General features: G+C 72.4%; 9 protein-coding genes. 3 read left to right on the top strand and 6 right to left on the bottom strand.

Annotation, left to right across the window (positions count from 1 at the left end; translation table 11 throughout):
- Positions 1–188 precede the first annotated feature (188 nt).
- Genes STRBO_RS0111220 through STRBO_RS0111210 form a run of 3 tightly spaced genes read right to left on the bottom strand, consistent with a single transcriptional unit; the run spans position 189 to position 3,249 of the window.
- Complete coding sequence (locus STRBO_RS0111220; protein WP_005481994.1) at positions 189–1,472, bottom strand: ABC transporter substrate-binding protein; 1,284 nt, start codon at positions 1,470–1,472, stop codon at positions 189–191.
- Positions 1,472–2,305, bottom strand: coding sequence for a carbohydrate ABC transporter permease (locus STRBO_RS0111215; protein ID WP_005481992.1), 834 nt, complete (start codon positions 2,303–2,305; stop codon positions 1,472–1,474). The genes STRBO_RS0111220 and STRBO_RS0111215 overlap by 1 nt, the downstream gene beginning before the upstream one ends.
- The gene (locus tag STRBO_RS0111210; protein WP_020114205.1) at positions 2,302–3,249 is read right to left on the bottom strand and encodes a carbohydrate ABC transporter permease; all 948 of its coding nucleotides are present in this window, start codon (positions 3,247–3,249) and stop codon (positions 2,302–2,304) included. The genes STRBO_RS0111215 and STRBO_RS0111210 overlap by 4 nt, the downstream gene beginning before the upstream one ends.
- A gap of 143 nt (positions 3,250–3,392) precedes the next feature.
- On the opposite strand from STRBO_RS0111210, the gene STRBO_RS0111205 reads away from it, so the two are divergent.
- Complete coding sequence (locus tag STRBO_RS0111205) at positions 3,393–4,256, top strand: phosphotransferase enzyme family protein (protein WP_005481990.1); 864 nt, start codon at positions 3,393–3,395, stop codon at positions 4,254–4,256.
- Positions 4,257–4,267: 11 nt separating this feature from the next.
- Here the strand turns inward: STRBO_RS0111205 and STRBO_RS0111200 are convergent, their stop codons facing one another.
- The 3 genes from STRBO_RS0111200 to STRBO_RS0111190 form a co-directional block, all read right to left on the bottom strand.
- Positions 4,268–4,753 carry a GNAT family N-acetyltransferase gene (locus STRBO_RS0111200; protein WP_005481989.1) on the bottom strand — a complete coding sequence of 162 codons (486 nt, stop codon included), beginning with the start codon at positions 4,751–4,753 and terminating at the stop codon, positions 4,268–4,270.
- The gene (locus STRBO_RS0111195) at positions 4,750–5,469 is read right to left on the bottom strand and encodes a 3'-5' exonuclease (protein WP_005481988.1); all 720 of its coding nucleotides are present in this window, start codon (positions 5,467–5,469) and stop codon (positions 4,750–4,752) included. The genes STRBO_RS0111200 and STRBO_RS0111195 overlap by 4 nt, the downstream gene beginning before the upstream one ends.
- Before the next feature lie 126 nt (positions 5,470–5,595).
- The gene (locus STRBO_RS0111190; RefSeq protein WP_020114204.1) at positions 5,596–6,843 is read right to left on the bottom strand and encodes an SAV2148 family HEPN domain-containing protein; all 1,248 of its coding nucleotides are present in this window, start codon (positions 6,841–6,843) and stop codon (positions 5,596–5,598) included.
- A 327-nt stretch (positions 6,844–7,170) separates the two neighbouring features.
- On the opposite strand from STRBO_RS0111190, the gene glgX reads away from it, so the two are divergent.
- Together glgX and treY are read left to right on the top strand one after the other, a co-directional pair.
- Positions 7,171–9,315, top strand: a complete 2,145-nt coding sequence (glgX, locus tag STRBO_RS0111185) for a glycogen debranching protein GlgX (protein ID WP_005481984.1) — start codon at positions 7,171–7,173, stop codon at positions 9,313–9,315.
- A gap of 105 nt (positions 9,316–9,420) precedes the next feature.
- Positions 9,421–11,769: a malto-oligosyltrehalose synthase gene (treY, locus tag STRBO_RS0111180; RefSeq protein WP_005481983.1), complete on the top strand. Its 2,349-nt coding sequence runs from the start codon at positions 9,421–9,423 to the stop codon at positions 11,767–11,769.
- Positions 11,770–11,884: the final 115 nt, after the last annotated feature.

The raw sequence follows: 11,884 nt of genomic DNA, 5'->3' as shown, positions 1-11,884 counted from the left end.
GTGCGGGTCCGGTGGGGCTTCTCGCGCAGTTCCCCCGCGGCCCTGAACGACCAGGCCCTGTGGGCCTGAAGGACAGCGGCACCGCGGGCCGGAAAGCGAGGGGCGCAGCCCCTGCTTTTCAGGGGCGCGGGGAACGGCGCGAGGAGCCCCCACGCACCCGCACCCGACCACGCACCCCCTCGGCATCCCTAGCGCTGGTATCGGGCCAGGACCAGGTTGCCGTCCCGCTCCAGACGTCTCCGCAGCTCACCCAGGCCGATCGCCCCGCTGTAGTACTCCTGGTACGCGGGGGTGGCGACCTTGTCCTTCCATTCCGGGTAGCCGCGTACGGACTGGGCGGGGGCGGAGCGGAGGTGGGCGGCGAGAGCCGTGCCGACGGCCCAGTCGTGCTCGCTCGTGCGCAGCGCCGGGTCCTTCAGGGCCTCCGTGCCGGTCGGGAGCATCCAGTCGCCGAGGGCGAGGCGGACCATGTTCTCCGGGCGCAGCAGGAAGTCGATGAACTCGGCGGCCTCCTTCTTGTGCGGGCTGTCCTCGGCGACCGAGAGGGTCTGCGGGCTGACGCCCTGGGTGAGGCCGTCGGCGCCGGCCGGGGCGGGCAGCACCTGCCAGTCGAAGCCCTCGGGGGCCTGCTGCACGATCTGCTGGCGGTACGAGAAGCCGAGCGGGACCATCGCGTACCTGCCGCCGAAGAAACCGGGCAGGGTGTCGGAGCCGCCCATGCCGAGCGTGGTGCGGGGCGCGCTCCCGTCGGTGTTCACCTGGTCCCGCACGGTCCTCGGGACGACGGCGTCGGCCGCCTCGAAACGGACCTCGACCCGGCCGTCCGCGTCCCGGTGGAACAGCTGCCCGCCCGCCGACAGGGAGAGGTTCAGGGTGGCCGACACCGGCTCCTTCAGCGGCCAGGCGACCCCGTACCCGCCGTCGCCGCTCAGCTCCCCGACGACCTCCCGGAACTCCTCCCAGCTCCACGGGTCCCCGGGGGTCGGCATGCGCACGCCCGACTTCCGCAACCACGTCGCGTTGGCGATCAGCACCCTCGGTTCCTGGAGGAACGGCACGCCGTAGATCCCGTCCCCGAACGTCGTCGTCTCCCAACTGCGCCCCGGAATGTCCGTCCTGAGCCGCTCGGGCAGCAGCTCGCGCAGGTCGGCGAGGTAGCCCCCGTACGCGAAGTCCGCGAGGTCGTCGGAGGCGTCGTGGATGATGTCCGGCGCCTCACCGCCCTCGAAGGAGGTGAGCAGCTGGTCGTGGACGCTGTCCCAACTCCCCTGGACGTACTCGACCTCGACGCCCGGATGGGTGGCGTTCCACTCCTTCACCAGCTCCTTGTTGACGGCGACCGACTCCTCCTGCCAGGCCAAGGACTGGAAGCGGAGAGTGACCCGGCCGTCGGCGGGGTCACCCTCGCCGGCCGTGCAGCCGCCGGCCAGCAGGCAGAGCAGCAGGGCCGCGACCGGCCATCGGGCGCGCATCAGCCCTTCACCGCCCCGGCGAGCATGCCGCCCGTGATCCGTTTCTGGATGACCGCGAAGACGACCAGCGAGGGGAGCGTCGCGAGGAAGGCCGCGGCGGCCAGGGGTCCGAGGTCGGCCACGCCCTCCGCACCGATGAAGTGGGTGAGGACGACCGGGAGGGTCTGCTTCTCCGGGGTCTTCAGCAGCACCAGCGCGAAGAAGAACTCGTTCCACGCGGTGATGAACGCGAACAGCGCCGTCGCCACGATGCCCGGCGCCAGCAGCGGCGCCGTCACCGACACCAGCGTCCGCAGCCTCCCGGCCCCGTCCACCGCGGCCGCCTCCTCCAGCTCGACGGGCACGGCCCGGACGTAGCCGACGAGCATCCACAGCGCGAACGGCAGCGCCCACACCACGTAGACCATGACCAGCCCGGACACGGAGTCGATCAGCCGCAGGTTCTTCAGCACCAGGAACAGCGGAATGATCACCAGCACGAACGGGAACGCCTGGCTGACCACCACCCACCCGGTCGCCATGCGCGACAGCGTCGTGCGGTGCCGGGCCATGACGTAGGCCATCGGGGTCGCGACGAGTACGGCGACGACGGCCGCGCCGAGCGCCGCGAGGAGGGAGTTCAGCGCGGCCTCCAGCAGCGGCTGCTCGTCGAAGGCCTGGCGGAAGTTGGCGAGAGTCGGGTTCCCGGGGACCCAGGTCGGATGGAGACTGCCCAGCTCGCGCGCCGGTTTGAAGGCGGTGGAGACCAGCCAGAGGAAGGGGAACGCGAGGAAGACGAGATACGCGAGAAGGGCCAGGTACTGGCCGGCGCGCGCGGTCCTGCTGGTCCTCACGCCTCACCACCCCGCCGCAGCTGGCCGGCCAGACGGAAGGCGAGGACGATGGAGATCACCGCGACCATCACGCATCCCATCGCCGCCGCGTACCCGAACTGCCCGTAGCGGAACGCCTCCTCGTACGCGAAGAGCATCGGCAGGCGGGTACGGCCGCCGGGGCCGCCGTTGGTCAGGACGTAGACCAGGGCGAAGGAGTTGAAGTTCCAGATCAGGTTGAGCGCCGAGATGGCGAGGGCGACGGGTCTGAGGGCGGGCCAGGTGACCGTGCGGAAGCGGCGCCAGGCGCCGGCGCCGTCCATCGCGGCGGCCTCGTGCAGTTCGCGCGGGGTGTTCTGCAGCCCGGCGAGCAGGGCGACGGTGGTCTGGGGCAGGCCCGCCCAGACGCCGACCACCATGACGGCGGGGAGGGCGATGGCCAGCCCGCTCAGCCAGTCGCGGCCGTCGCCGAGGCCCAGGTCGCGGAGGGTCTCGTTGAGGATGCCCGCGTCGGGGTTGTAGACGAGCCGCCACATGATGCCGACGACCACCTCGGGCATGGCCCAGGGGATGATCGCGAGCGCTCGTGCCGGCCAGCGCAGCCGCAGGGGCTGGTTCAGGAGCAGGGCGAGACCGAGGGCCAGCAGGAACTGCGGCACGGTGACACCGAACGCCCACAGCAGGCCGATGCGGAACGACTCCCAGAAGAGGGTGTCGTGCAGCAGGTCCTGGAAGTTGAGGGTGCCGATCCAGCGGGTGGGCTCGGTCCGCCCGGACTGGGCGTCGGTGAACGCCAGCGCGATCCCGTAGAGCAGCGGTCCGACGCTCAGCACCAGGATGGGGATCAGCGCGGGCAGCACCAGGAACCAGGCGCCGTGGTCGATCGGGCGCCGCTCCCGGCCGTCCGCCGGGGTGCGCCGCTTGGCCGGTCGCGTGCGTTTCGGCTTCGCGGTCGCCAAGGTCATGTCCGTCATGGTCCTGAGGGCATGACAGGGCGTCAAGGCAGCGCGCACAGGCTCCGACCTGTGCGAATGCGAGACTGGCCGCGAATGGCGTGAACCCGGCGCCCCCGAGGGGAGCGTCGGCCGTACGGACACGGAGGCGACGGATGGACGAGGCTCGGGCGCGGGACGTACTGGACGCGACCGGTGTGCTGCCCGGTGCGGCCGGGGACGCGCGGCTGCTCGCGCTGGGCGAGAACGCGGTGTTCGCCGCTGGTGACCTGGTGGTCAGGGTGGGCCGCGACGCCGAACTCCTGGACCGGGCCCGCCGCGAGCTGGGCATCGCGGCCTGGCTCGCCGAGGCGGGCCTCCCGGCCGTGCGGGCCGCCGAGCCGGAGGCCACGCTCGTCGAGGGGCACCCGGTGACCGTGTGGCACCGCCTGCCCGACGCCGTACGCCCCGCGGGTCCCCGCGATTTGGCCGAACTCCTACGGCTGGTCCACGCCCTGCCCGCCCCGCCGTTCGCGCTTCCCCGCCGTGAACTGCTGGGCGGCGTGGAGCGCTGGCTGCGCCTGGCCGGCGACGCGATCGACCCGGCGGACGCGGCCTACCTCCGCGAGCGGCGCGACGGCTTCGCGGCGGACGCGGCCGCCCTCACCCCGCGGCTGTCCCCGGGCCCGATCCACGGCGACGCCCTCCCCCGCAACGTGCACGTCGGCCCGGACGGCCCCGTCCTCGTCGACCTGGAGACCTTCTCCGGCGACCTGCGCGAGCACGACCTCGTCGTCATGGCCCTCTCCCACGACCGCTACGGGCTGCCGGCGCGGGACTACGAGACCTTCACGGCCACCTACGGCTGGGACGTGCGGGAGTGGGACGGCTGCTCGGTGCTGCGCGGCGCCCGCGAGACGGCGAGCTGCGCCTGGGTGGCGCAGCACGCGCCGAGCAACCCGGCGGCGGCGGCCGAGTTCGCCCGCCGTGTCGCCTCGCTGCGCGAGGGGGACGAGACGGTCCGCTGGTATCCGTTCTGAGCGGCTCCCGGTCAGACGGCCCGGAGGATGAGCGCCACCTCGTCGATCTCGGCGTCACGGGCCTGGGCGAAGCCCCGGTCGTGGCCGGTGACGACGAAGCCGCACTTCTCCAGCACGCGGATCGAGCCGCTGTTGTCGGCGGCCGCGTGGGCGTACAGGGGCCGGGTGGGGACCAGGTCGATCAGGGCGCCGAGCGCGGCCGTGGCGAGGCCCCGGCCCCAGTGGGCGCGGTCGATCCAGTAGGTGACCTCGCGTTCGTCCGGCGGCCCGAAGACCGCGGCGGTGCCGACGACCTCGCCGTCGGCGAGCACCGTGCGCGCCAGGACGTCGGGGTCGGCACGGACCTTCGCCCAGTGGGCGTCGAAGAGCGCGCGGTCGTAGTGGTACGCCCCCGTGAAGGCGGCGATCCGCCGGGCCTCCGGATCGGAGGAGAACTCCCAGTACAACGGCAGGTCGCCGTCCCGGATTTCGCGCAGGGAGATCACGGCGGCCGTCATACCGTCTCCTCGGCCGACTCGCGCAGCGGCCAGGTCGCGTCCACGACCGCCTCGGGGTTGCCCTTGCGGCGCAGGAAGGCCTGGAAGTCGGCGGCCCACTCGGCGTACCACTCGATCTGGCGGCGGTGCAGCTCGGCCGGCCCGAGGGCGGCGACCTTCGGGTGGCGCTGGGCTATCGCGCGGGCGAGCCGGGCGGCGGCCAGGGCGTCGGCGGAGGCGTCGTGCGCGCTGTCGAGCGCGACGCCGTACTCCCCGCAGACCGCTTCGAGGTTGCGCTTGCCGCGGCGGTAGCGGTCGACGGAACGGTCGATCGTGTACGGGTCGATGACCGGCGCCGGGTCGGTGCCGAGACGGTCGCGCAGGGACGGCAGGGCGTGCCGGCGCAGCTCGGCGGAGAGCAGGCTCAGGTCGAAGGCCGCGTTGTAGGCCACGACCGGGACGCCCGTCTTCCAGTAGGAGACGAGGACGTCGGCGATGGCGTCGGCGACCTGGTCGGCGGGTCCGCCCTCGGCGACCGCGCGGGCGTTGGTGATGCCGTGCACCGCCACGGCCTCCTCCGGGATCTCCATGCCCGGATCGGCCAGCCATTCCCGGTGTCCGACCGGCTCCCCGTCCCTGACCTCGATCACCGCGCCCGTGACGATACGCGCCTCGCGCGGGTCCGTCCCGGTGGTCTCCAGGTCGAAGCCGATCAGCAGCTGCCGGTGCCAACCCATGCTGGCCCCCCTTCTTGGTGGTGCTTTCCCCCAGTGACCACCACCATCGCATGGGCCACTGACAATCCGAGGACCGCGTTCCGCCCGACGCCGCGCCACCACGTCACGGCCCGCGTCACGCCCGGCTCACGACACCGGTCGCGAGTCCGCCCACGCCACTTCGAACTCCTCCCGGTAGGTGTCCAAAAGACCGAATTCGCCGTTGTCGCCGGCTTTGAGGACCCGGCTGCCGCCGCGCAGCACGAGGACCGGCGCCTCCATGCCCCGGGTGCGGCGCAGATACGTCTGGACGACCGCGACCCCGTCCGAGCCGTCGCCGTCCACGAGGTAGGCGGTGAAGCGCGGCGTCTCGTCGAAGACCTGGATCTCGAAGGCGTCGGGATCGCGCAGCCGCGAGCGGACCCGGCGCATATGGAGGATGTTCATCTCCACCGCGCGGCTCAACTCACCCCTCTTTATGCCCAGTTCGCGCTCGCGCCGCTTGACCGCGCTGGACGCCGGGTTGAGGAAGAGCAGCCGCGCCCGGCAGCCCGACTCGGCGAGCCGCACGAGCCGCCGCCCGGAGAAGTTCTGCACGAGCAGGTTCAGGCCTATGCCGATGGCGTCGAGGCGGCGGGCGCCGCCGAACAGGTCCTCGGCGGGGAACTGCCGCAGCAGCCGCACCCGGTCGGGGTGGACGCCGACCACGTCCGCGTACCGGTCGCCGACCAGCTCCTCGACCGCGTCGACGGGCAGCCGGCGCGCGGAGGGCACGTCGCTGCCCGCGCCCAGGATCTCCAGCAGCTTCGCCGAGGCACGCTCGGCCTGGGCGAGGACGGCCTCGGACAGGGCCCGGTTGCGGGAGACGACGTTCCGGGTGACCTCCAGCTCGTCCAGAGCCAGTTCCACGTCGCGCCGCTCGTCGATGTAGGGCTCGAAGCAGGGCCAGTGCTGCACCATCAGCTCGCGCAGCTGGGGCAGGGTGAGAAAGCTCAGGGTGTTGTCGTCGGCGGGGTCGAGCAGATAGCCCTTGCGGCGGCTGACCTCGCGTACGGCGACGGCACGCTGCACCCACTCCTGACCCGCGGGTCCGGCGGCGGCGACCACCCAGTCGTCGCCGTGGACGGGCTCGTAGACGGGCCGCAGCACCGCGGCCACCACGGCGCGCAGCCGCTGTTCGACGAGGTTCAGCCAGATGTAGGCGCGGCCGGCCCGCTGGGCGCGGGTGCGCACTTCGAGCCAGGCGTCGGCGTTCCAGTCCAGTTCCGGGCCGATGGATCCCGTCTCCATCGGCCGTGCCAGGGACACCGCGCCGGGCGGGACATCCGTGGAGTTCCCCTCGTGACCCGTGTCGCCCGTGTCACCAGGAGGCAGCTCCAGCCCTCCCGAGCCCACCCGCGTACCGCCTTCCGCTCCCCTGAGCCGACCCCTACTCAACGATCAAGGAGGGTACTCCGGTAGCGGATGACGATACAGCCGGATGGGCAGGTCCTTTCCCAACTGCCGGACGTGACGGCCCTGTTCCGCCCCGTTGCCGGGCCGGGAGTGAGCTGATTCATAGGCGGTCGGCGGCGAGGACCCGACACTGGCGGCCTCCGGAGCGTCACGAAGTGTCCCGCACTGGGCAGGAGGGACGTATGTCCTAGGAGGTTCCATCAGTTTGGGGGAGACTCCCCTCGGAGTCGCCCCCAGCGGCGCGCGACAACTGGAAGAGTCGTATCCATGCAGGTCTGGCCTGGACAGGCGTATCCACTCGGTGCCACGTACGACGGCGCCGGTACCAACTTCGCGGTCTTCTCGGAGGCCGCGCATCGAGTCGAGCTGTGTCTGCTGGACGACGACGGCTCCGAGACGGCGGTGGAACTGCGCGAGACGGACGCGTTCGTGCGGCACGCGTACCTGCCCGGCGTGATGCCGGGACAGCGGTACGGCTTCCGCGTGCACGGCCCGTACGCGCCGGAGCGCGGGCTGCGCTCCAACTCCGCGAAGCTGCTCCTCGACCCGTACGCGCGTGCCATCAGCGGCGCGGTCAAGTGGGGCGAGGAGGTGTACGGCTACCGCTTCGGGGCGCCCGAGGAGCGCAACGACCTCGACTCGGCGCCCCACATGATGACGTCCGTCGTGGTGAACCCCTACTTCGACTGGGGCGACGACCGGCGGCCCCGCACCGAGTACCACCACACGGTGATCTACGAGGCCCACGTCAAGGGCCTCACCATGCGCCACCCGGGGCTGCCCGAGGAACTGCGCGGCACGTACGCGGCGCTCGCCCACCCGGCGATCATCGAGCATCTGACCGCGCTGGGCGTCACGGCACTGGAGCTGATGCCCGTACACCAGTTCGTGAACGACCACCGGCTCGCCGACATGGGCCTCTGCAACTACTGGGGCTACAACACGATCGGCTTCTTCGCCCCGCACAACGCGTACGCCTCCTGGGGCGACCGGGGGCAGCAGGTGCTGGAGTTCAAGTCGGCGGTGCGGGCGCTGCACGAGGCGGGGATCGAGGTCATCCTCGACGTGGTCTACAACCACACCGCCGAGGGCAACCACCTGGGGCCGACGCTCTCCTTCAAGGGCCTCGACAACCCGTCGTACTACCGGCTCACGGACGACCCGCGCTACTACATGGACACCACGGGCACGGGCAACTCCCTGCTGATGCGGTCGCCGCACGTCCTGCAGCTGATCATGGACTCGCTGCGGTACTGGGTCACCGAGATGCATGTCGACGGCTTCCGCTTCGACCTCGCGGCGACGCTGGCCCGGCAGTTCCACGAGGTGGACCGGCTGTCGTCGTTCTTCGACCTCGTCCAGCAGGACCCGGTGGTCTCGCAGGTGAAGCTGATCGCCGAGCCCTGGGACGTCGGCGAGGGCGGCTACCAGGTGGGGAACTTCCCGCCGCTGTGGACCGAGTGGAACGGCAAGTACCGCGACACCGTGCGGGACCTGTGGCGCGGCGAGCCGCGCACGCTCGCGGAGTTCGCGTCCCGGCTGACCGGCTCCTCCGACCTGTACCAGGACGACGGGCGGCGCCCGCTGGCCTCCATCAACTTCGTGACCTGCCACGACGGCTTCACGATGCGGGACCTGGTCTCCTACAACGAGAAGCACAACGACGCCAACGGCGAGGACAACCGGGACGGGGAGAGCCACAACCGGTCCTGGAACTGCGGGGCCGAGGGCGAGACCGACGACCCCGGGGTGATCGCGCTGCGCGTCCGCCAGATGCGGAACTTCATCGCCACCCTGATGCTGTCGCAGGGCGTGCCGATGCTCAGCCACGGGGACGAGTTCGCGCGTACGCAGGGCGGCAACAACAACGCCTACTGCCAGGACAACGAGTTGTCGTGGGTGCCGTGGCCGTCCGACGGCAGCGGCGAGGAGGGGGACGGGGACGACGGCGGGGTCTACGGGGACCTGCTGGAGTTCACGCGCGCGATGGTGTGGCTGCGCAAGGACCACCCCGTCTTCCGGCGGCGCCGGTTCTTCCACGGGCGGCCGGTGGAGGGGACGCACGACGAGCTGTCGGACATCGCCTGGTTCACGCCGCAGGGGCAGGAGATGGAGCAGCGGGACTGGGACTCGGCGCAGGCCGGGGCGTTGAGCGTGTTCCTGAACGGCAACGCGATCTCCGAGCCGGGTGCGCGCGGTGAGCGGATCGCCGACGACTCGTTCCTGCTGATGGTGAACGCGTCGGCCGAGCCGCTGGAGTTCGTGGTGCCCGTCAACCACGGGCCGCAGTGGCAGATGGTGGTGGACACGGGGCGCGAGGACGCGGTTCCGGCGGACGGGCCGAAGGTGGCGGCCGGGGAGAGGGTGAGTCTGGTGGACCGGAGTCTGGTGGTCTTCCGCAGGCCCGCCTAGGTGGAGTGCCCCGTGATGCGCGAGGACCCCCGCGTCCCCGGAAGCGATACGTGTCGTCGCGTGTCACGGTGCTCCAAATGTCGTGGGGCGGGTACGTAGGACTGCATGACCTCTGTCGTGCCTGCCGCCACCTACCGCATCCAGCTCCAGCCCGGCTTCCCCTTCGCCGCCGCCGCGGCCGCCGTCCCGTACATCGCCTCCCTCGGCGTCTCCCATCTGCACCTCTCCCCCGTGCTGGAGGCCGTCCCCGGGTCCGCGCACGGCTACGACGTGGTCGACCACGGGCGGGTGCGGGAGGAACTCGGGGGCGAGGAGGGACTGCGGGCGCTGGCCCGCACCGCGCGGGAGCACGGACTCGGCCTCGTCGTGGACATCGTGCCGAACCACATGGCCATGGCCCCTCGGCACAACCGGGCGCTGTGGGAGGTGCTGCGGGAGGGGCCGGAGTCGGCGTACGCGCGGTGGTTCGACATCGACTGGGAGGCACAGGGCGGCCGGGTGCTGCTGCCGGTGCTCGGGGGGCCGCTGGGCGCGGAGATCGACCGGTTCGTGGTCGACGGGCGGGAGCTGCGCTACTACGACCATGTGTTCCCGCTGCGGGAGGGCACCGAGAAACTGCCGCTGCCGCAGCTGCTGGACGCGCAGTGGTACCGGCCGGTGTGGTGGCGGCTGGCCCGGACGGAGCTGAACTACCGGCGCTTCTTCAGCATCTCGGAGCTGATCGGGGTGCGGGTCGAGGAGCCGGACGTGTTCGACGCGACCCACGCGATGATCCTGCGGCTGCTGGAGGAGGGAGTCGTCGACGGGCTGCGGGTCGACCATCCCGACGGGCTCGCCGACCCGGACGCCTATCTGCGGCGGCTGCACGGGGCGACCGGCGGGCGATGGACCGTCGTCGAGAAGATCCTGGCGGACGGGGAGCCGCTGCCGGCGGCCTGGCCGGTCGCGGGGACCACCGGCTACGACGCGCTGCGGCACGTCGACGGGCTGTTCACGGATCCGGCGGGGGCCGATGAACTGCTGGACCGGTACCGGCGGTTCACGGCCGCGCAGACCGACCGGGGCGGCGACTGGGAGTCGACCGTGCGGCGGGCCGCGTACCGGGTGCTCACGCACGAACTGGTCGCCGAGGTGGAACGGCTCACCCGGGTGGCGCACCGCCTGTGCGAGCGCTCCCCGCTGCTCGCCCTGCGCGACCAGGCGCCGTGGGCGCTGCGCACCGCGCTGTGCGAGCTGCTCGCGCGGATGGAGGTGTACCGGCCGTACACCTCCGAGGACGCCTCCCTCGTCGTCACCGAGGAGGCCGCGGCCGAGGCGCGCGCGCTGTTCGTGGTGCCCGAGGAGGCCCGGTCGGTGGACGCCGTACGGGATCTGGTGCTGGGCCGGGCCGGTGACGGGCCGGAGCACGCGGAGTTCCGGGCCCGGTTCGCGCAGACCTCGTCGGCGCTGCGGGCCAAGTCGGTGGAGGACACGGCGTTCTACCGCTATGTGCCACTGCTCTCGGCGAACGAGGTGGGGGGCGATCCGGGCAGCCCGGCCGTGTCGGCCGAGGACTTCCACGCCTACTGCGCCCGGGTGCAGCGCGACTGGCCGGCGACGGGGACCGTGCTGTCGACGCACGACACCAAGCGCAGCGCGGATGTGCGGGCGGCCATCGCGGTGCTCGCGCAGTGCCCGCAGCGGTGGGGCGACGTCCTCGCGGAGGTGACGGGCGCCGGCGACGGGGCCGGGGCAGGTGTGCCGGATCCGCAGCTGGCGTGGGCGGCCTGGCAGACGGCGTTCGGGCTCGGACCCGCGGACGGCGACCGGCTGCGGGACGCCCTGCTGAAGCATGTGCGGGAGGCCGGTCTGCACACGTCCTGGACCGAGCAGAACCCGGCGTACGAAGAGGCGGTGGCGCAGTTCGTCGCACGGGGCCCCGCCGTGGACACCCGGGTCGCCGCGCTGCGGGAGGAGCTGGAGCCGTACGTACGGGCCAACCGCCTCGGCGCGGCCCTGGTGCAGCTGACCATGCCGGGGGTGCCGGACCTCTACCAGGGCACGGAGGACGAGTACCGGGCGCTGGTGGACCCGGACAACCGCCGGCCCTTCGCGTCGCGCGACGCGGGCCCCGACGCGTCCGAGAAGTTCCGGCTCACCTCGGCCGCGCTGCGGCTGCGCGCGCGGCGGCCGGAGGTGTTCGGGGACGCGGCGACGTACGTACCGCTGTCGGCGGACGGGCCCGGGGCCGGGCACTGTGTGGCCTTCGCCCGGTCCGGGGAGGTGGTCACGGCGGTGACACGGCTGTCGCTGCGGCTGGCGGAGGCCGGGGGCTGGCGGGACACCCGGCTGACGCTGCCGGAGGGCCGGTGGGCCGAGGTGCTCGGCGGAGAGCGGGAGTTCACGGGTGACGTGCGGGTGGCGGACCTCTTCGGGACGCTACCGGTCGCGCTCCTGGAGCGGGTCGGCGCGTGAGGGCGGCTCCCCCGCCGGGGTGACGGGGAGGACGTCACCCGGCGCCGGGGCGGGGAGCGGTGGCTCTCGTACGGGGAATCGGTGAATGCGCTCGGGCGCCCCTGGGCGCCGCCCC

This window comes from Streptomyces bottropensis ATCC 25435, assembly GCF_000383595.1.
GTDB classification, from domain to species: Bacteria; Actinomycetota; Actinomycetes; order Streptomycetales; family Streptomycetaceae; genus Streptomyces; species Streptomyces bottropensis.
The sequence above is the reverse complement of the archived record's forward strand: the minus strand, read 5'-3'. Positions and strand labels throughout refer to the sequence as shown.